The 19,223-nt window shown below is 69.2% G+C and carries 23 protein-coding genes and 1 tRNA gene; 8 read left to right on the top strand and 16 right to left on the bottom strand.

Translation table 11 applies throughout. From position 1 onward, the window contains the following. Positions 1-45 precede the first annotated feature (45 nt). Together ACFY3J_RS25245 and ACFY3J_RS25240 are read right to left on the bottom strand one after the other, a co-directional pair. Positions 46-510, bottom strand: coding sequence for a RidA family protein (locus tag ACFY3J_RS25245; protein ID WP_384174844.1), 465 nt, complete (start codon positions 508-510; stop codon positions 46-48). Continuing rightward, entirely contained in the window at positions 507-665 is a 159-nt protein-coding gene (locus ACFY3J_RS25240) for a DUF4177 domain-containing protein (protein WP_009189813.1), read from the bottom strand. The genes ACFY3J_RS25245 and ACFY3J_RS25240 overlap by 4 nt, the downstream gene beginning before the upstream one ends. Before the next feature lie 106 nt (positions 666-771). Here ACFY3J_RS25240 and ACFY3J_RS25235 point away from each other — a divergent pair, with 106 nt between their 5' ends. Together ACFY3J_RS25235 and ACFY3J_RS25230 are read left to right on the top strand one after the other, a co-directional pair. Then, positions 772-1,749 (top strand): ArsA family ATPase, encoded by a 978-nt coding sequence (locus ACFY3J_RS25235; protein ID WP_384174842.1) that lies wholly within the window; start codon positions 772-774, stop codon positions 1,747-1,749. Continuing rightward, complete coding sequence (locus tag ACFY3J_RS25230) at positions 1,746-3,122, top strand: ArsA family ATPase (protein WP_384174840.1); 1,377 nt, start codon at positions 1,746-1,748, stop codon at positions 3,120-3,122. The genes ACFY3J_RS25235 and ACFY3J_RS25230 overlap by 4 nt, the downstream gene beginning before the upstream one ends. 122 nt (positions 3,123-3,244) lie before the next feature. Here ACFY3J_RS25230 and ACFY3J_RS25225 read toward each other — a convergent pair whose 3' ends face one another. Continuing rightward, positions 3,245-3,583 carry a WhiB family transcriptional regulator gene (locus ACFY3J_RS25225; protein ID WP_172632898.1) on the bottom strand — a complete coding sequence of 113 codons (339 nt, stop codon included), beginning with the start codon at positions 3,581-3,583 and terminating at the stop codon, positions 3,245-3,247. 640 nt (positions 3,584-4,223) lie between these two features. Between ACFY3J_RS25225 and ACFY3J_RS25220 the strand changes: the two genes are divergently transcribed. Next, positions 4,224-6,473, top strand: a complete 2,250-nt coding sequence (locus ACFY3J_RS25220) for a transglycosylase domain-containing protein (protein WP_384174836.1) — start codon at positions 4,224-4,226, stop codon at positions 6,471-6,473. A gap of 130 nt (positions 6,474-6,603) precedes the next feature. Here ACFY3J_RS25220 and ACFY3J_RS25215 read toward each other — a convergent pair whose 3' ends face one another. Next, entirely contained in the window at positions 6,604-7,068 is a 465-nt protein-coding gene (locus ACFY3J_RS25215; protein WP_384174834.1) for a GatB/YqeY domain-containing protein, read from the bottom strand. Between the two features lie 151 nt (positions 7,069-7,219). On the opposite strand from ACFY3J_RS25215, the gene ACFY3J_RS25210 reads away from it, so the two are divergent. The 3 genes from ACFY3J_RS25210 (at position 7,220) to ACFY3J_RS25200 (ending at position 9,213) form a co-directional block, all read left to right on the top strand. Continuing rightward, on the top strand, positions 7,220-8,146 hold the full coding sequence (locus tag ACFY3J_RS25210; RefSeq protein WP_390841790.1) for a metallophosphoesterase: 927 nt from the start codon (positions 7,220-7,222) through the stop codon (positions 8,144-8,146). A gap of 126 nt (positions 8,147-8,272) precedes the next feature. After that, positions 8,273-9,106 (top strand): Pr6Pr family membrane protein, encoded by an 834-nt coding sequence (locus ACFY3J_RS25205; protein WP_384174830.1) that lies wholly within the window; start codon positions 8,273-8,275, stop codon positions 9,104-9,106. Positions 9,107-9,139: 33 nt separating this feature from the next. Then, positions 9,140-9,213, top strand: a tRNA-Pro gene (locus ACFY3J_RS25200). 95 nt (positions 9,214-9,308) lie between these two features. Here ACFY3J_RS25200 and ACFY3J_RS25195 read toward each other — a convergent pair. The 11 genes from ACFY3J_RS25195 to ACFY3J_RS25145 all read right to left on the bottom strand — a co-directional run bounded on the left by ACFY3J_RS25195 (position 9,309) and on the right by ACFY3J_RS25145 (position 15,821). Continuing rightward, positions 9,309-10,478 (bottom strand): tyrosine-type recombinase/integrase, encoded by a 1,170-nt coding sequence (locus ACFY3J_RS25195; RefSeq protein ID WP_390841789.1) that lies wholly within the window; start codon positions 10,476-10,478, stop codon positions 9,309-9,311. Further along, on the bottom strand, positions 10,478-10,663 hold the full coding sequence (locus ACFY3J_RS25190) for a helix-turn-helix domain-containing protein (protein ID WP_390841788.1): 186 nt from the start codon (positions 10,661-10,663) through the stop codon (positions 10,478-10,480). Before ACFY3J_RS25190 ends, ACFY3J_RS25195 begins: the two co-directional genes overlap by 1 nt. Then, a complete protein-coding gene (gene repSA, locus ACFY3J_RS25185; protein WP_390841787.1) occupies positions 10,660-12,051 on the bottom strand; it encodes a replication initiator protein RepSA in 1,392 nt (463 codons plus the stop codon). The genes ACFY3J_RS25190 and repSA overlap by 4 nt, the downstream gene beginning before the upstream one ends. Continuing rightward, positions 12,048-12,290, bottom strand: a complete 243-nt coding sequence (locus tag ACFY3J_RS25180) for a hypothetical protein (RefSeq protein WP_390841786.1) — start codon at positions 12,288-12,290, stop codon at positions 12,048-12,050. Before ACFY3J_RS25180 ends, repSA begins: the two co-directional genes overlap by 4 nt. A 155-nt stretch (positions 12,291-12,445) precedes the next feature. After that, entirely contained in the window at positions 12,446-12,784 is a 339-nt protein-coding gene (locus ACFY3J_RS25175; RefSeq protein ID WP_383055794.1) for a SpdD-like protein, read from the bottom strand. Positions 12,785-12,805: 21 nt separating this feature from the next. Then, positions 12,806-12,961: a hypothetical protein gene (locus tag ACFY3J_RS25170; protein WP_141360782.1), complete on the bottom strand. Its 156-nt coding sequence runs from the start codon at positions 12,959-12,961 to the stop codon at positions 12,806-12,808. Positions 12,962-12,975: 14 nt separating this feature from the next. Beyond that, positions 12,976-13,167: a mobile element transfer protein gene (locus ACFY3J_RS25165; protein ID WP_141360780.1), complete on the bottom strand. Its 192-nt coding sequence runs from the start codon at positions 13,165-13,167 to the stop codon at positions 12,976-12,978. Positions 13,168-13,186: 19 nt separating this feature from the next. Then, on the bottom strand, positions 13,187-13,879 hold the full coding sequence (locus tag ACFY3J_RS25160; protein ID WP_385941613.1) for a DUF2637 domain-containing protein: 693 nt from the start codon (positions 13,877-13,879) through the stop codon (positions 13,187-13,189). Further along, positions 13,879-14,085, bottom strand: coding sequence for a hypothetical protein (locus ACFY3J_RS25155; RefSeq protein ID WP_376654696.1), 207 nt, complete (start codon positions 14,083-14,085; stop codon positions 13,879-13,881). Before ACFY3J_RS25155 ends, ACFY3J_RS25160 begins: the two co-directional genes overlap by 1 nt. A 27-nt stretch (positions 14,086-14,112) precedes the next feature. Next, positions 14,113-15,468 (bottom strand): FtsK/SpoIIIE domain-containing protein, encoded by a 1,356-nt coding sequence (locus ACFY3J_RS25150; protein ID WP_390841785.1) that lies wholly within the window; start codon positions 15,466-15,468, stop codon positions 14,113-14,115. Positions 15,469-15,470: 2 nt separating this feature from the next. Continuing rightward, the gene (locus ACFY3J_RS25145) at positions 15,471-15,821 is read right to left on the bottom strand and encodes a hypothetical protein (protein ID WP_141360772.1); all 351 of its coding nucleotides are present in this window, start codon (positions 15,819-15,821) and stop codon (positions 15,471-15,473) included. A gap of 157 nt (positions 15,822-15,978) precedes the next feature. On the opposite strand from ACFY3J_RS25145, the gene ACFY3J_RS25140 reads away from it, so the two are divergent. After that, positions 15,979-16,767, top strand: a complete 789-nt coding sequence (locus ACFY3J_RS25140; protein WP_141360770.1) for a GntR family transcriptional regulator — start codon at positions 15,979-15,981, stop codon at positions 16,765-16,767. Positions 16,768-16,775: 8 nt separating this feature from the next. Next, positions 16,776-17,525, top strand: coding sequence for a glycosyltransferase family 2 protein (locus tag ACFY3J_RS25135; RefSeq protein WP_390841784.1), 750 nt, complete (start codon positions 16,776-16,778; stop codon positions 17,523-17,525). Positions 17,526-17,701: 176 nt separating this feature from the next. Here ACFY3J_RS25135 and ACFY3J_RS25130 read toward each other — a convergent pair whose 3' ends face one another. Next, a complete protein-coding gene (locus ACFY3J_RS25130; protein ID WP_390841783.1) occupies positions 17,702-18,988 on the bottom strand; it encodes an MFS transporter in 1,287 nt (428 codons plus the stop codon). Between the last annotated feature and the right edge of the window lie 235 nt (positions 18,989-19,223).

Raw genomic sequence — 19,223 nt, 5'->3', positions numbered from 1 at the left:
AATGTTCGAGAGGTGACCGAGGTCAGAGCCGGTTCCGGGCTCGGACTACGGCTCCAGCTCGACCTGGATCTCCACCTCCACGGGCGCGTCCAGCGGCAGCACCGCCACGCCGACCGCGCTGCGCGCGTGCACGCCCTTCTCGCCGAGGACCTCGGCCAGCAGCTCGCTGGCGCCGTTGACGACGCCCGGCTGGCCGGTGAAGTCCGCCGCCGAGGCGACGAAGCCCACGACCTTCACCACGCGCGCGACACGGTCCAGGTCGCCCGCGACGGACTTGACGGCCGCCAGGGCGTTCAGCGCACAGGTGCGCGCCAGCTCCTTGGCCTCCTCCGGCGTGACCTCCAGGCCCACCTTGCCGGTGACCGGGAGCTTGCCGTCCACCATCGGCAGCTGGCCGGCGGTGTAGACGTACACGCCGGACCGCACAGCGGGCTGGTAGGCGGCCAGCGGCGGCACGACCTCCGGCAGCCTCAGACCCAGCTCCGCCAGCCTCTCCTCGACCGCGCTCATGCCTGCTTCTCCCGCTTCAGGTAGGCCACCAGCTGCTCGGGGTTCGGTCCGGGCACGACCTGGACGAGCTCCCAGCCGTCCTCGCCCCAGGTGTCCAGAATCTGCTTCGTGGCATGGACGAGCAGCGGCACGGTTGCGTATTCCCACTTGGTCATGCGGCCGACTGTATCCGCTGCCGCCGGCGGGCCACGGGCCGACCACGACGTCGGTTGTCCACAGCCTCCCGCGTGACCCGAGCGCGAACTGGTTAGTCTCGAATACGTGAGCAGGCTCCAGGTCGTCAGCGGCAAGGGCGGGACCGGAAAGACGACGGTCGCCGCCGCTCTCGCGCTGGCCCTGGCCACGGAGGGGAAGCGGACGCTCCTCGTCGAGGTCGAGGGCCGGCAGGGCATCGCACAGCTCTTCGAGACGGAAGCGCTGCCCTACGAGGAACGGAAGATCGCCGTCGCTCCCGGGGGCGGGGAGGTGTACGCGCTGGCCATAGACCCCGAACTGGCCCTGCTGGACTACCTCCAGATGTTCTACAAACTGGGCGGTGCCGGCCGGGCCCTGAAAAAGCTCGGCGCCATCGACTTCGCCACCACCATCGCGCCCGGGCTCAGAGACGTCCTGCTGACCGGCAAGGCGTGCGAGGCGGTGCGGCGCAAGGATCGCAGCGGACAATTCGTCTACGACTACGTCATCATGGACGCACCGCCCACCGGGCGCATCACCCGCTTCCTCAACGTCAACGACGAGGTGGCGGGCCTGGCGAAGATCGGCCCGATACACAATCAGGCCCAGGCGGTGATGCGGGTGCTGAAGTCGCCCGAGACCGCCGTGCACCTGGTGGCGCTGCTGGAGGAGATGCCGGTCCAGGAGACCGTGGACGGCATCGCCGAACTACGCGCCGCCCGGCTGCCGGTGGGACGCATCATCGTGAACATGGTGCGCCCGCAGGTGCTGGACGCGGGCGACCTGGAACTCGTACGGACCGCTTCGCGCACCGCGCTCGCCCGGTCGCTGTCCTCCGCCGGGCTCGGCGGGGCGCGGCGCGGCCAGAACGCCGAGCGGCTGGTGGGTCCGCTGCTGGAGCAGGCCGAGGAGTACGCCGAGCGTTACACGCTGGAGGAGGAGCAGCGGTCCGTGCTGAGCGAGCTGGGTCTGCCCCTGCACGAACTGCCGCTGCTCGCCGAGGGCATGGACCTGGCGGGCCTGTACGAACTGGCGACCGAGCTGCGGAAGCAGGGGATGTCATGAGCCCGGACCCGGCACCCGCGCGGGAGACCGCGCGCACCTCCACCCCCGCGCACGACGGGGTCCGTCATCTGGCACCCACGCGCGCGCTCGAGGTCGACCCGCTGCTCGACGACCCGACGACGCGGATCGTGGTGTGCTGCGGCTCGGGCGGGGTCGGCAAGACCACCACCGCGGCGGCTCTCGGCCTGCGCGCCGCCGAGCGCGGCCGCAAGGTGGTCGTCCTGACGATCGACCCGGCCCGCCGGCTCGCCCAGTCCATGGGCATCGACTCCCTGGACAACGTTCCGCGCCGGGTGAAGGGCACCGAGGGCGACGGCGAACTGCACGCCATGATGCTCGACATGAAGCGCACCTTCGACGAGGTCGTCGAGGCGCACGCGGACCCCGAGCGGGCAACCGCGATCCTGGCCAACCCCTTCTACCAGTCGCTCTCCGCCGGCTTCGCGGGCACGCAGGAGTACATGGCGATGGAGAAGCTGGGCCAGCTGCGGGCCCGGGACGAGTGGGACCTCATCGTCGTCGACACCCCGCCGTCCCGCTCGGCCCTGGACTTCCTGGACGCGCCCAAGCGGCTCGGCTCCTTCCTCGACGGCCGGCTGATCCGGCTGCTGACGGCCCCGGCGAAGCTGGGCGGGCGCGCGGGGATGAAGTTCCTGAACGTCGGGATGTCGATGATGACCGGCACGCTCGGCAAGCTGCTGGGCGGTCAACTGCTCAAGGACGTCCAGACGTTCGTGGCCGCGATGGACACGACCTTCGGCGGCTTCCGTACCCGCGCGGACGCGACGTACAAGCTGCTCCAGGCGCCGGGAACCGCGTTCCTTGTGGTCGCGGCCCCGGAGCGGGACGCGCTGCGCGAGGCCGCGTACTTCGTGGAGCGGCTGGCCGCGGAGAAGATGCCGCTGGCCGGTCTGGTGCTCAACCGGGTGCACGGCAGCGGCGCCGGTGAGCTGTCGGCCGAGCTGGCGCTCGCCGCCGCGGAAAATCTTGAGGAGTCCCGCATTGTGGATCAGCGGGACGGGAAAGCTGGACTTCGTAACTCTCCTGAAACGTATGGCAGTTCAGACTCCACCGCTGCTCATCCCGATTCCGGTGCGCCTCCCGCGGACCCCGAGGCGCCCGCCGGCGACGACTTCGAACCGGAGCCGTCCGTCGACCAGGTCACCGCGGGCCTGCTGAGGCTGCATGCCGAGCGCATGCAGCTGCTCTCCCGTGAGCAGCGCACGCGTGACCGCTTCACCGCCCTGCACCCCGAGGTGGCGGTGGCCGAAGTTGCCGCACTGCCCGGGGATGTGCACGACCTCACGGGGCTGCGGGACATCGGAAACCGGCTCGCGGAACACCGCCGCGAGCTTCCCGAGCCGGGCGCCTGACGCCCGCCCGCCGGGGGCTTCCGCGGTCCCTCCCCGCAGCGGGACAACCACGGGCACACGGACTCACGAACACACGGACAACCGCGGCCCGCCCAGGAAGGACGACGCCTCAGCCCCGCCGCTCAGCCGACCGCCGCGTAGTCCTCGTACACCTGGTCGTCGGCGAGGGACACCAGTCCCGCGCCCCGCTCGTACTCCATGCGCGCGGTCTCCAGCAGCCGGCGCCAGGAGGTCACGGTCGGCCGCCGGCGCAGCAGTGCGCGGCGCTCACGCTCCGTCATCCCCCCCCAGACGCCGAACTCGACGCGGTTGTCGAGCGCGTCGGCGAGACATTCGGTGCGAACCGGGCATCCGGTGCACACCGCCTTGGCCCTGTTCTGCGCTGCTCCCTGAACGAACAGTTCATCCGGATCGGTAGTGCGACAGGCCGCCTGCGCACTCCAGTCGGTTACCCAGCCCATACCGGCGCCGTCCTCTCCCGAATCGAGGCTCCCCCACGGCGGCAGCGGCATATTCACCGCCGCCAGTTGAGGACGTTACGGAAGGTGGGCACGGCGCAACACCCCCAGCGGGCCCAATCTTGAATGGTCCGAACGGACTATGGGTAAGCGGCAGATCACCCGGGGGAGTGAGCTGGCGACATGCGCGACATTCCCGGCACAGTAGGGCAGTTACGGTGCGCCGCAACGGACACCGGATGACACACAGGGTGAATTCAGGCACGCATCCCACACGCCCCGACCGCGCGCCCCGACACCACCCGGACCACCCGACCAGAAAAGTCGCACGGAGCCGGAACGTTTCGGAGCTGCCGGACGTATGGATACGTGGCCGCACCGCTGTGACAGTCGAGAGCAGCTTAGGCCAAGGCATATACGCGTGTCCGGCGAATGAGAACGTAGACCCCTCACGTTGCCATGCCTCACGCGGTGCCGGTGGGCCGTGTTCGACAGCCGGGGCGGCGTGCCGCGTCCGGGAGGTCACCCTGCGCGTTGCGGTGTTGCCCGCCCGAACGCCCCTGGATGTCACGATCCTGCATTCGAACATTCCGAGGAGCCCCGCTCCGTCGGATCGCACATCACTACGGATTAGGCTGCCCCCATGCCAAAGAAGCGCTCGGGCGGTGGTCTGTCGCCAACGCAGCAGGCCGCCAAGTTCCTCGGTGTCAGTGTGCTCGCGGGAGCCGTGATGGCGGGCATCGCACTGCCCGCGGCCGGTGCGCTGGGCCTGGCCGCCAAGGGGTCGGCCACGGGGTTCGACGACATCCCGGCCAATCTCAAGCGTCCGCCGCTCAGTCAGCGGACCACGATCCTGGACAACAAGGGCGAGCAGATCGCCCAGGTCTACTCCCGCGACCGTACGGTGGTCCAACTGAAGGACATCTCGCCGTACATGCAGAAGGCGATCGTCGCGATCGAGGACTCGCGCTTCTACGAGCACGGCGCGATCGACCTGAAGGGCGTACTGCGCGCGCTCAACAAGAACGCGCAGAGCGGCGGGGTCTCCCAGGGTGCCTCCACGCTCACCCAGCAGTACGTCAAGAACGTCTTCGTCGAGGAGGCCGGCGACGACCCGACGAAGGTCGCGGAGGCCACCCAGCAGACCATCGGCCGCAAGATCAAGGAACTGAAGTTCGCGATCCAGGTCGAGCAGGACCTGGGCAAGAAGAAGATCCTCGAGAACTACCTGAACATCACGTTCTTCGGCCAGCAGGCCTACGGCATCGAGGCCGCCTCCCAGCGCTACTTCTCCAAGCACGCCAAGGACCTGACCCTGCCCGAGGCGGCGCTCCTCGCCGGCATCGTCCAGTCCCCGAGCCGCTACGACCCGGTCAACGACGAGGCCGAGGCCACCAAGCGGCGCAACGTCGTCCTGGAGCGCATGGCGAGTGTCGGCGACATCTCGCAGGCGGAGGCCGACAAGGCCAAGAAGGAGCCGCTGGGCCTGAAGGTCACCCAGCCGCGCAACGGCTGCATCACGGCGATCAGGGGCGCGGGCTTCTTCTGCGACTACGTCCGCGAAGTGTTCATGAACGACCCGGTTTTCGGTAAGACCCGCAAGGACCGGGCGAAGATCTGGAACCGCGGTGGTCTGACGATCCGCACGACGCTCGACCCTCAGGCGCAGGATTCCCTGGAGAAGTCCGTCCACGACCACGTCAAGGCGAGTGACGCCGTGGCCACGGCCGCAACCATCGTCGAGCCCGGCACCGGCAAGATCCTCGCCATGGGCCAGTCCCGTCCGTACGGCTTCGGCAAGAACGAGACCCAGATCAACCTCTCGGTGGACAAGGCCATGGGCGGTGGCGCGGGCTACCAGCCCGGTTCCACGTTCAAGCCGATCGTGGCCGCGGCCGCCATCGAGGGCGGCAAGCCCGCGACTCAGGAGTACTCCTCGCCCTACCGGATGCCGTACCCGAGCCCGATCGCCGCCTGCGACGGCAAGAACTGGGTGAACACGGAGGGCTCCGATCTCACCAACGAGAACGAGACGGAGGTCGGCCCGTACGGCATGAAGGAGGCGACCGCCAAGTCGGTCAACACCTACTACGTGCAGCTGATCAGCGACATCGGCATCTGCCCGGTGAAGAACATGGCCAACAAGATGGGCGTGCAGCGCGCGGACGGCACGCCGATCGAGCAGAACCCGTCGATCGCGCTCGGCACCCAGGAGGTGTCGCCGCTGACCATGGCGAGCGCGTACGCCACGTTCGCCTCCCGCGGCACGTACTGCACACCGATCGCCATCGAGTCGATCACTCAGACCACCGGCAACCAGAAGAAGTCCCTGGCCGTCCCGAAGTCGACCTGCTCCCGGGCGATGTCGGAGACCACCGCCGACACGGTCAACACGCTCCTGAAGGGTGTGGTCGAGGACGGTACGGGCACGCAGGCCGGCCTCGGCGACCGTGCCAGCGCGGGCAAGACAGGTACGACGGACTTCCGCTTCGCGGCCTGGTTCGTCGGCTACACGCCGAACATGGCGGGCGCGGTCTGGGTCGGCGACCCGGCGCACCAGCGGCGCATGGTCGACATCACCATCGGCGGCACCACCTATGCGAAGGTCTTCGGTGGCCAGGTCCCCGGCCCGATCTGGCGCGACATGATGTCGGGTGCGCTGACGGGCAAGGACGCCCCGTCCTTCAACCTCGTGGACATCCCGGACCCCGAGAAGGAGCAGGACAAGCACAAGGGCAGGGACCGGGGAGACGAGCACGGGAACGGCGGCGACAACGGGGGGAACAACGGCCGCGGCCCCTTCCCGAACCCGTCCTTCTCCATCCCTGAAGGCTTCTTCCAGGGCCAGAACGGCGGACCGCGAGGCAACGGCAACGGAGGAGGCCACGGCTGACGGGCAGATGGCCTGACGGATGGGCGGCGGTGGCGCCGTCCTCCGCCTCAGCCACAGCGAAGGGGCGCCGGCGGATGGCCGGCGCCCCTTCGTCGTACGTACCCGGGTCCATCCCCGAGGACCGGCCGGGTCAGCCGGCCAGGAGCTTCTTGACCGCGGCGGCGACACGGCCGCCCTCGGCCTGGCCCGCGACCTTGGGGTTCACGATCTTCATGATCGCGCCCATGGCCCGCGGCCCCTCCGCACCGGCGGCCTTCGCCTCCTCCACGGCCTGGGCGACGATCCGGTCCAGCTCCTCGTCGGACAGCTGCTTGGGCAGGTACGTGGCGAGCAGCTCGCCCTCCGCCTTCTCCCGCTCGGCCGACTCGGCGCGACCACCCTGCGCGAAGGCCTCGGCCGCCTCCCGGCGCTTCTTGGCCTCCTTGGTGATCACCTTGAGGACCTCGTCGTCGGAGAGCTCACGCTTCTCCTTGCCCGCGACCTCCTCCTTGGTGATCGCGGCGAGCGTCAGCCGGAGCGTCGAGGAGCGCAGCTCGTCACGCTCCTTGATCGCGGCGTTGAGGTCATCGTGCAGCTTCGACTTGAGCGTGGTCATGAGGTTGATTGTCGCAGGTACGGCAAGGCTCCCGCGCGCCGATTTACGGAGCACGGCGGTACGCCGACCCCCTGGCGGAGCCCGCGCGTTGGCGCCGTGGCAGCCCACGGGCGATTTCCGCCGCACGGCATGGGCCTGAGACGATGGACACATGCGCGCGCGATACGGAGTACCCCTGGGCATCACGGCGGTCGCGGCCGCCGGTCTCCTCTACTCGGCGGGGTTCGAAGCCCGCTCCTTCCGCCTGAGGCGGGTGACGGTCCCGGTCCTGCCCTCCGGCATGCGCCCCCTGCGCGTCCTTCAGGTCTCCGACATCCACATGGTCGGCGGCCAGCACAAGAAGCAGCGCTGGCTGCGCTCGCTCGCCGGGCTGCGCCCCGACTTCGTGATCAACACGGGCGACAACCTGTCCGACCCGGAAGGCGTGCCGGAGGTTCTCGACGCCCTCGGCCCGCTGATGGAGTTCCCGGGGGCGTACGTCTTCGGCTCCAACGACTACTACGGCCCCAAGCTGCGCAACCCCGCCCGCTACCTGCTGGAGAAGGCCAGCGGCCGGCACGGCCTGAACGGCAACGCGCCCGCCGTCGGAGTGATCCACAACCCGTGGGAGGACCTGCGGGACGGCTTCGACGCGGCCGGCTGGCTCAACCTGACGAACACGCGCGGCACCCTGAAGCTCGAGGGCCTCTCGGTGGAGCTGACGGGCCTGGACGATCCGCACATCAAGCGGGACCGCTACGCCAGGGTGGCGGGCGGCCCGTCCACCGCGGCGGACTTCTCGATGGGCGTGGTGCACGCCCCGTACCTGCGCGTCCTGGACGCCTTCACGGCCGACGACTACCCCCTGGTCCTGGCCGGCCACACCCACGGCGGCCAGCTCTGCATCCCCTTCTACGGCGCCCTGGTCACCAACTGCGACCTGGACACCGACCGGGTGAAGGGCCTGTCCACCCACACCGCCGAGGGCCGCACGTCCTACCTGCACGTCTCCGCCGGCTGCGGCACCAACCGCTACACCCCGGTCCGCTTCGCCTGCCCGCCGGAGGCGACGCTGCTGACGCTGGTGGGGCGGGAGTGACGCGGTAGCGGTACGGGCCCGGGGGCGGCGACGGCGGGCGGCGACGGTCTCTCACCGCACGGCAATCCGTAACCCACACGGACTACCCGAATCGCCCCCTTTGCCCACCCTCCCTACCGTGAGGGCATGGCCGCCGAGACCCCCGAACTGCCCGACGTGCCGGAGATACCTCCGACGCCTTTCATGCCTCGGGACATACCGGAGCTTCCCGCGATCCCGGGCATCGTCAGACTGATGCCCCCCTCCTTCGTCCCCCCGACCGCCGTCATGGCGCCCACCCGCCACCCCGGGGCGGCGGCCTTCCGTCTCCTCACGGCCGCGGCGATCACGGCCGCGGTGGCCGTGGAACTGCACCTCGGCTCCCCGGCCCGCGTCCTGAGTGTGTTCGCGATCCAGAGCAACATCCTCCTGGCCCTGGTCCTCTTCCTCTCGGCCCGCCGGGCCCGGGCGGCCCGCCAGCCCCTGCCGGCCTCGCTGACCGGAGCGACCGTGCTCTACGCCCTGATCACGGCCCTCGTGCACCACGGGCTCCTGGCCCGCGCATCGCCGGCGTTCTCGATCACGGGCGAACCCGGCACCCACCCGCTCTGGCAGAAGACGGCCACCGTGATCCTGCTGACGGCGGCGCCGACCGCCGCCCTCCTGGACTGGCTCCTGCTCACCGCGCCCGACCACCTCCACCTGCGCCAGGCCGCACCGTGGCTGCTCTACCCGCTGGCCTACCTGGCCTTCTCCCTCACCCGCGGCGAACTGCTCCCCGCCGACGCCCCCGACCGCTACCTCCACCCCTTCCTGGACGTCTCCCAGCACGGCTACAAGCACGTCCTCGCCAACGCCCTCCTCCTGGGCCTCGCCTTCTACGCCCTGGCCCTCCTGCTCGTAGCCGTCGACCACACCCGCCCGAACCCGATCCGCCGCCGTGCCAAAACCGGATTTCGCCTCTGGCCACCAGTGGGCTAAAGTAAACGTCGTCGCCGCGGCAAGCAGCGACATCGGGGTGTGGCGCAGCTTGGCAGCGCGCTTCGTTCGGGACGAAGAGGTCGTGGGTTCAAATCCCGCCACCCCGACAGAGAAACACCAGGTCCCCCGTTTACTCACGTGAGTAGACGGGGGACCTGTTTCGTCTGCGTGTATATCTGCGTGACTATCGCTTCCCGCGTGACTAGGGCCGCTGCGGATCGGTGGCGAAGATCCCGTCCATGACCACAGCGCCGGTCTGGATCACGGGCCGGATCTGCTTCCGGTAGACCTCCTCGGTCACGGCCGTCCCGGAGTGCCCGACAAGCCGGGAGATCACTTCCAGCGGGACGCCACGGTCGGAGAGCAGAGACACGAAGCTGTGCCGGAGCTCCCGGGGCGTCCACTCGTCGGCACTGATCCCGTCGACATCCTTGAGTGCCTGGCGGAAGGCGCGGCGGACGTTGGCCGCGTCGAGCGGCTTGCCCACGGCCGAGGAGAAGACGAGCCCGTGTTCCTCCCACTTCTCGTCAGCGGCGAGCCGGTCCCAGCCCTGATCCTCGAATTGCTGCCAGAGAGCTTCGACGCAGCGCGCCGGCAGAGCGAGCGTTCGCCGCGACTTCCGGGTCTTGGTGTCTCCACCCCGGCGGACCGAGCGCCACACCGCGATGTGCGGAGGCTGCGGCGGGTCGGCGTCCGGATTGCCCTTCAGGAAGACGTGGTCCCAGGTGAGCGCCCGCAGTTCCTCGGTACGGGCACCAGTAAGCAGAGCTACGACGATGTACGCGTACATCGAGGTCCCCTCGGCACCCTTGAGTACGGCCTCAGCCTGAGCGAAGGTGAGCGCCTTGGAGGGGCGCCCGGTTTGTCCCTGGGGCACTGAGCACAGCTCGACGACGTTCCGCTTCACCTTGTCTCGGGCCATGGCCCGCTTGACCGAACGGTTGAGGCACGAGTGGACCGCCTGAAGGGTGCGCGTGCTGAGGGTCTTTGCCTTGGCAGCGAGCCAGCGGTCTACGTCCTCCGCACTCAGGTCGCGGAGCTTGCGAGCGCCCAGGGACGGGATGACGTGCGTCTGGCTCAGGATCGCGCAGGTCTTGGCTGTGGTGGGGTCGATGCCCACCAGGCCGTACGCAAGCCAGTCCGTCACGGCGTCCTTGACCGTGTAGTTGGTGGGCGCGATGGCAAGGCCGTCTTCGTGGTCCCGCAGCACCTCCTTGAGCTTGTTCTTGGCCTCGGTCTTGGTCTTGCCACTCCCCCGCTTGACGATCCGCTTGCCGCTCGGATCAAAACCGAGGTTCGCCGTGGCGATCCACCGTTGCCGCTTCTCGTCCCAATGCAGGCCGCCGTCCCCACGGCTTCGACGCTTGCTCATCAGGCGACCTCTGCCAGTTGGCCCTGGATGAACTCGCGTACCGCGTCAGCGGGCACGCGCCTCGCGCCATCGATCTTGATCGAGGCAATCCGGTGAGTTCGGATCAAGTCGTAGACCTTGGATCGTCCGACCTTCAGCCGCGCCATGACTTCCGGCACGGTCAGCAGTTCTGGAGCGGTGGTCATGCTGCGGCTCCTTCCTGGGCGAGTTGGTCTCGCAGGGCTTCACGGGCGGTTTCGCGGTTGAGCTGGAGGTCCCGGGCGATGGACGCGGCGAGGGCGGATTCGCCGGGGGTGTGGCCGTGGCCGGCGTACTGCCAGTCAGCCAGGACGAGGACGGTGTCCGGCTCGACGTGGTCCAGGCCGAGGGCAGCGCGTTCCTGCGCGGTGCGGTAGTCGGCACGCGCCTGGCGGAGAGCGCCGAGGGTGGTCGAGTAACGGCGTGACTTCGAGGAGAAGTGGCCGCGGAAGCCGAGCATGTGCGCCCAGGCCCACAGCCGCCGATCCGGGTAGAGCGGGTCGAGGAGCTTGCAGGCGGCGACGAGGCGGCGGGTGTGGTCGGGGACATCGTGGCGGTCGAGTTCGGACAGCTCACCGATGCGCCGGTCGAGGGTGCCGGTGTTCTCCGCGGCTTTGGTGGCGTACTTGGCGACGTAGGAGGCGACAGCCTGTTCCGTGATCTCGGAGCCGTCCCCGAACGCCTTGACCGGTCGTACGTCGAGCTGGGTGCCCCAGCGGAACGTGCGGGCGGGTTCGTCGGCGGCAGCCGGGACGGAAACCGAGGTGTAGGAGTGCGCGGCAGCAGCCCGGATCGAGTCGGCAAGGAGATCGACCGTGGCCCAGGTCGGTGGTGGAGTGCCGGGACCGTCCGATCCGTCGAGGCGGATCACTGCATGAAAGTGCACGGCGCCCCGCTTCTGGAACTCAGCGACCTTGCCGTAGGACAGCCGGGCGCACTCTTTCAGCTCCCGTTGTGTGATGCCGGCGTGGGCAGCGATCTCCCGGCGGAGCCGGTTGGTGAAGCGCTGCCAGAGTTGCCCGGCGTGGTTGTTGAACAGCACGGCGCCCGCGTAGTCGTACCTGCTCGGGTCGAGGGCGGTGCCGAGGGCAGGATCATCGGCGACGTGACGGGTGCCGCAGCGGCATACGCCCCGGTCGGGCCGGTTGTGGACTGCGCCGAACGAGGGTGCCGTCAAAGTGGCGAAGACGCGGGGGTGATCACGAACGGTGGCGGGGATGTCGCGGCGGTCGTCTCCAGCTAAGCCCGCACGGATGAGGTGGTACGTGTCGCCCGCGTACGTCCAGGCGCAGGACGGACAGCGGGAGGCGCGGCGGTTGCCGCAGGCGACGCGGAGCCGTCCGGTCGGCTCAACCTCGGTGGAGTAGTGGTGCAGGGTCTCGCCGGTGGTCTTGTCCTTGTGGAGCACCCAGCCGCGGAGGTGGATCGGGTCGGCGCAGCCGCCGGTACGGCGGACCTGGTCTTCCCAGCGGTCGAAGCCGGGGGACCCCGCCACCCTGAGGATGTCCCCGAGAGTGATGGGGTCCAGGTCCGCGAAGGTCGCGATGTCGGTCACGCCGCACCGTCCGGGGCGGACTCGGTGATCAGGTCGAGCGCGGAGGCAGCTTCCTCGGCGGCACGGGCGAGAGCGCGCAGGGCACCGGCGGTGCCCGGTTGGGCAAGGAGCGCGATGTCGATCAGCTCGCCGCCGATACGGAGGCTGACGAAGCACTCGCCGTCGGGCGTGCTGTCGAACACGGTCACACGGCTGGTGGTGTCCGGCTCCAAGTGGGCCGAGATGGTGATGGTCTTCACGCGATCACCGCCCGGTACGGGCGAGGACGATCCGTCGCGACGACGGGGCGCAGTCGGGCATCATGGAGCTTCCCTTTCGGGTCCGTTGGATCTGGAGGGTGGAAAGGCGCCCGGGGCGGACGAGACTTGGCGGTTGAGACCGCCCCGGGGGCCGCTCAGCGGTGCTTGCGCGACGAGCCGATCAGCGAGCGCAGAACCACGGCGCAGACGGCGACCGAGGCACCCGTGATGGCCACGGCCAGGAGCATGGAGACCAGGACCGCGCCGACGGCCAGGACCGCGGCGGTGCCGCCGCCGACCAGGGCGAGCGCGGTGCCGGGCGTGAGCTGAACGGCAGGGCGGGACGGTGTCGCCGTGGCGAAGGCGACCGGCGGCGGGACATGGGCAGCCGCCGGGATGTGGGCGGCCGGGGTGACGGCAGTCGGCTCGATGACGGCGGTCGGTATCACGATGCCGGTCGGCTGCGGCATGGTCGGGAGCTTGGGCCGGAGCATGAGCGGATCTCCTTTCTCGGGTTACTTGACGGCGGTGTTGATGACGGGGGCGAAGAGGCTGTCTGCGAGGAGGTAGCCGCCGAGGAGGAGCACGGCGACGAGCCACCAGGGCGGGCGGATGAGCTTGACGCCGAGGACTCCGACGCAGAGGAGGGCGAACCAGAGCGGGACGTCCATGTCGGTGATCTCCGTCAGTTGACGCGGCAGCGGTGGGTACGGGCGGCGAGCTGCGCGGCGGACTGGCTGGAGTAGTCCGAGGACCAGCCGCAACGGTCGTTGGTGCACACGGCGGCGTGCTTGGTCTGACCGGTGCGGTCGCGGTGGGTGCCGATCTGCACCGGGCCGATGCGCATCACGGAGTGGAAGAAGTCACGGGAGGGCATGAGCTGTTCTCCTTGTCGGTCAGGCGAGGTGGGCGGCGATGGTGTCGGCGAGCTGGGCCGGGACGCCGAGACGGGCGCGCAGGGTGTCGGTGTCGATCTGGGCACCAGTTCGGGCCTGGTGGTCGGCGGCGACCTTCCGGGCGTGGTCGACGAGCGCGGCAGGGACCGGCAGGGCCGGAAGTGATGCCGGGGCGACGGCCGGGAGGACTGGGGCGGGGTCGTCGGCGACCGGGGTGACCGGGGCCGGTTCCGGCTCGGCGACGGCGGCCGGTTCCGGCTCGATCTCGGGCTCAGCCCCAGGGGCCGGGTCCGGGGCGGCAGGCGTCGGCGGAACCGGTGACCGGTCCCCAGCGGAGTGGGCGAGGAGGGTGCCGCCGAGGAAGGCGAGGGCGGGCCATCCGGCGATGCCGAGGCGGAGCAGGGCGGGCGGGTCGGCCAGGTCTAGGAAGCCGGCGGTGGCGACGTTCGCGCCGAGCGAGGCGAACAGCGCGACCACGAACCAGCACCAGGCCAGCCGGGACGGCCCGTCGGAGCGGAGCCGACGCCAGGCGGCGACCAGGAGCAGGTCAACGCTGACCGGGTAGGCCCAGGCTTTCCAGCCGTCCTGACCGGCCGCGGCGGCGAGGTCGTGCAGGTGGGCAAAGGACAGGGCGCCGGCGATGACGGCCTGCACGAGGACCGCGTCGACCCGGAGGGCAGGGCGGGGGGCCATCAGGCGTCTCCGCCGGGGTAGTCGGGGCCGTCCTCAGGGTCGTAGCCGGGCGAGAAGGTGCCGGGCGGCGGCTCGGGCAGCGAGGCAGCCAGGGACGGGCTGACGGCGTCCACGAAGTCGAGGTCGGCGCCGGTCATGTCGGCATACAGGGCGAGTTGCCCGAGGAGGAGCACGGTCCGGGCGAAGTCATCGCAGTCGGGGCACATGGTGGGATCTCCCTTCTACGGGCGTGGTCAGGTCGCGACAAGGGCCGTCTTGGACAGCGGCACCGGGATCGCGGGAGTGCCGGGAAGCACGGGCCGGAACGGGGAGAGTTCGGGCAGGTCCGGGGTCAGGTCGGCGTGCCGGTTGCAGGTGTTGACTGCCTGACGGAGCGAGGTGTGCGGGGCACGGATGCGAGCCCATCCGCCGGTCGAATCGCCGGTGACGGCGACGCCCGGGGTGTCGGTGGGGATCTGGATCGCTGCCAGAACGGCATCCGGGGCGATATCGCCGAAGGCCATGTTCGCCGAGGTTTCGTCGTTGACGCGGTGGGCGGTGCGGCCGGTGAGCTGGGCGCGGAGCATGGTGATGCCCTTGCCGAGTTCGGAGCCGAAGCGCTGCCCGCAGATCTCCAGGTAAATGCCGGCGGCGCGGCCGAGCTGGGCGAGGCGGACCAGCGCAGTGATGATCCGGTCCCGGCGCTTCTCCTCTTCCTTGTTGGCGAACAGGGCGAGTTCTGCGACCTCGTCGACCAGGACCACGATCGGCACGGGCTGCAGTTCTTCCGGCAGGCTCCAGATATCGGCCGCGATCTCCGCATCCGGCACGTCAACGCTGATCCGCTGCTCGGCGCGGATGAGTTGATAGACGCCCTCCATCCGGGCCACGAGCGCATCGAGGAGTTCGGCGGCGGTATCGGGGTTGTCGGCGAGCGCCGAGAACCGCCGGGCCAGGGGGAACAGTTCCACCCCTTGCTTGCAGTCGATGCCGACCAGGGCGACCCGGTGCGAGGCGAGCCCGGCCACCAGGTTGCGCTGGTAGACGGACTTGCCGGACTCCGTGGCGCCAAGGGTGAGCGCGTGGGGTATCGACCGGTAGTCGCGATAGTGGACCGAGCCGTCTTCGCGCAGGGCGACCGGAACCCGCATCGGCCGGGTGTCCAGCCGCGCCGGCATCTGCACCCGCTTGAGCACGTCGTAGCCGGTCATACGGACCTCGACCACGCCCGACCGCAGCTCACGCGAGGTGACGCCGTACATGGCGAACGAGTGCCGTAGCCGGTCACAGGAGGCAGCGACGTCGAAGGCGTCCTGACCGGGGCGGAGCTTGAGCCGCAGCACCAGACCCGTCCGGGTCGGCCGCACCCGGAGAATGCGCGGAGCACGAGGGCCTGGCACGGGCCGGTTGGCAACCCGGGCCAGGGTTAAGCGCCAACGCGCGGGCGGGACCGTCAGGCCGCAGGCGTCCATGACCGTGCCGTACCGGAGCAGGACCCGCAGCGTGGCGAGGGTGACCCCGAAGGTCAGCCAGTACCAGGCGGGGCGTCGCCACCGCAGGAGACCCGCGGTGGCGACGACCAGCACGAGAGCGACCATGAAGTCGGTCATGATCAGGCTGCCTGCGACGCCGCAGCGGTCAGCGAGGTGACGGCGACCGCGCGGAAGGCGATCCCGTGGCGCTTCTGGCCGTTGAACTCGTTCTCCCACGGCCGGGCGATCAGCCCCGTGAGCGCGACCGGGGTGCCCATCGGCAGCTCACCGGAGATGCCGGTCTCGGGCACGGTGATGTTCAGGATCTCCACCTCACCGCGAAGGGCGAACATCACGCTCACGGTCATCAGGGTCGCGCCGGTCTCGGTGTCGGTGGCGACCTCACCGGTACGGCGGTCACGGATCTTCGGTTCCGGGGCCTGCGCAACCATCGCGGTGGCGTCGGAGGTGTCGACGGGGATCTGACGCATCGTTGAATCTCGCTTCCATCGGGCCGACTCAGTCAGCACTTACAGAGCTGTAGTCTTCAACTCCTCTTTAGGAGTTGCTACGACTATGCAGACTCCCCCACCACTCGTCAAGTCCTCAAGAGGACTTAGACTGTGTGTCGGAGCAAGGAGGCCGCAGATGGCGAAGCGATACGAGAAGGTTTCTGAGGATTTGCGCCGCCGCGTCGAGTCCGGCGAGTACGTCCCTGGAGACCGGCTGCCGGCGGAGACGACCCTTGTCACGAAGTACAAGGTCAGCTTGCCCACACTGCGGCAGGCCCTGAGCGCGCTCCAGGCAGAGGGGCTGATCGAAAAGAAGCACGGTCTCGGCAACTTCGTACGCAAGCAGCGCCAGCGCGCCGAGCGGAGCAACCTCCGCCACCAGTGGGAGAAGGACCGTGCACGCGCCGACCTGAAGGAGCGCAGCACCACCGGCGCAACCGAGCGGGACACCGGCCTCACCATCACCCAATTGGCGTTCAACGCCCAGTACGAGCGCATCGAAGCCTCAGAGGCCCTAGCCGCGGCACTGGGCGTCGATCCGGGCACCGCCGTACTCAGGCGGACGTATCGCACCCGCAGCGTGGACGAGGACGAGCCGCTGAACGTGGCCCGCTCGTACATCCCCTACGCGCTTGTCGAGCAGAACCCTGACCTACTCGACGAGGGCCAGGAGCCGTGGCCCGGCGGCACCATGAACCAGCTGCATACCGTGGGAGTTGAAGTCGACCGGGTCGAGGAGGTCGTGACCGCCCGCCCGCCGACATCTGACGAGGTCGAGGAACTGGGACTCATGCCAGGTGTCGCAGTCATGGACGTCCGAAAAACCCTCTACGACATCAACGGCCGGATCGTGGAGGTGGCAGACGTAGTCCTGCCTGGCGACCGCTACGCCGTGAAGTGCGTAACCCCACTGGAAAGGTGGTGAACGGTCGCATGACGCACCTTGTCTCGGTGATCACGCCCGTACACGGACCGGCCGCACCGTATCTCGCTGACGCCTACTCGTCACTCACCCAGCAGGAAATGCCTCCCGGTTGGGACTGGGAATGGCTCATCCAGGAGGACGGCGAGACGGAGGACGTACGCCCACACGTCCCCGAGGACTCCCGCATCAGCTTCGACCAGGGGCGGCACGGCCGCGCCGGCATGGCCCGCACGATGGCACTTGCCCGCGCCCGCGGCGACCTGGTCAAGGTGCTGGACGCCGACGACATGCTCACCCCTGGGGCTCTACTCCGAGACATCACGGTCCTGACCGCGCAGAGCGGAGTCGCCTGGACAACCTCACGCGTCCTCGATCTGCTACCGGACGGATCAACTGTCGGTTTCGAGGGTGACCCCCCAGCCGGGCCGATCACTCAGGGCGCCGTCCTGGAACGGTGGCGGACACACAACTACAGGGCACAGGTGCACCCGGCGACACTGTGCGCACGGCGTGACGTGGTTACCGCACTCGGCGGCTGGATGGCACTCCCAGCCTCCGAGGACACCGGACTATTGATGGCCCTGAACGCCGTCAGCACCGGATGGTTCACCGAGGAATGCGGACTCCTCTACCGGAAGTGGCCCGGTCAGAGCACCGCCCAGGATGCCCACCACCACGAAGCCGAACGGCGTGCCCGCATGAAGATCATTGAGGAACGCGCCGAAGCACTGGGGAAGCTCAGCACTTGGAACCTGTGAACCCAGCCTAGTGCCGCATCTGCGTAGGCGAACTCGTGGGGCAAAACGTTCACCGATCTGCGGCTCTTCGCGGCCATCATCGACCGCCTCACCTTGGGCGGGAACATCATCGAAACCGGCACCGAGTCCAACTGCCTCGCCAGCGCCAAGGCCACCCGAGCAACTGGTCCGGCGTCTTAGCCTGCCGTCTCCTCGCCGACCTGATACTCCGCAGCCTCCGGTGAGGATGCCGTGCCGGAAGGCTTCTCGTCAGATGCACGCAGAGTACGTACCTGAGGTGAGAACAGGGCCGCCATGGTGGCCAGGATGACCAGGGCCGCGCAGCCGGCCAGGGCTTGGCTGGTGCCCACGACAGCGGCGAGGGGGCCAGCGACAAGCAGTCCGAGGGGAGCGAAGGCCAGGGATCCGAACCAGTCATAGGAGCTGACCCGGGACAGAACCTGCTCCGGGATCTCCCGCTGGATGGTGGTGGCCCATAGCACGCCGAAGACATCCCCCGCGATACCGGCGCCGAACATGGCTGCGGCGATCAGCCACACCGGGGCCTCGGCACTGAGCAGAGCGATCGGTATGGCGGCCGGAAAGGTGCACAGCACGGCCACCAGAATGGGACGGTTCACCCGCACCCGGGCGGCAAGTCCCGCGCCCGCGATGGTGCCCACGGCCTGTGCGGCCACGATGACCGACCACGCCCGCGCTCCGCCCAGGTGCTGCTCGGCCGTCAGCGGGCCCAGGACCCCGGCGTTGGCATTAAGCGCGGCAACCACGACCGAGTACTGCACGACCACGACCCACAGCCACTGCCGGGAAGCGAATTCTTGCCAGCCCTCCCGCAGATCGGCCCAGCCCGACGATCTCTTGCGCGGCCGCGCGGCCACCCGCAGCCGGGCGGTCAGTGCCGCACTGGCAACAAAGGACGCCGCGTTGAGGGCGAGCGCCCAGCCAGCCCCGATCAACGCCACGGTCACCCCGGACAGCGCTAGGCCCAGCAGCAGAGAGCTGTTAGTGCCCATCCGCAACAGCCCGTTGGCCTGCTGCAAGCGGTCCGCAGGCACTACCAACGGCACAAGGCCGTCCATCGCTGGCGAGAGCAGGGCAGTCGCCGTTCCGGCCGCCACGGCCAACAGACACAATGCCACAAGTGGCGCATGACCGGACAACACCATCGCGGCCAGCCCCGCATATGCAGCGGCCCCCAGCGCGTCGGCAAGGACCATCAGCCTCGACCGTGACATCCGGTCCGCAATCACCCCACCCACCAGAATGAACACCAGCTGCGGCAATGCTTGACAGGCCAGCACCAGCGACAACCGACCCGCGCTCGCCCCCGGCAGAGCGAGCACCGCGAACGCCAGCGCCACCCGGGCGAAGCCGTTGCCCAGCACGGAAATAACCCGCGCGCAGAGGAGCAGGACGAACTGCCGGTCGCGCCACAACGGCGACCCACCCGAAGAGACCGTCACGGCCAGGCACCCTATGGGACCCAGGTCGGCACATGCCGTGAACCAGCCACTTCAAGAAGAGGCTTCAGGCATTGTCAGTTCCCATCGACATTTCCGAGCTGTGTGATCGTGACAGGCTCCAGACGCAGCGCCAAGTGGCGTGTCGAGTCTCAGTTGATGGTTGACGGGTTGGCGTCGGGTGGTGCTTGACGTCTGCCCTAGACGCAATGCCAGTGACTTAAGCGGCTACTGACGC

The organism is Streptomyces sp. NPDC001231, assembly GCF_042896885.1.
Taxonomy (GTDB): Bacteria; Actinomycetota; Actinomycetes; order Streptomycetales; family Streptomycetaceae; genus Streptomyces.
Note: the sequence above shows the minus strand (reverse complement) of the source record. Positions and strands in the feature narration are given on the sequence as shown.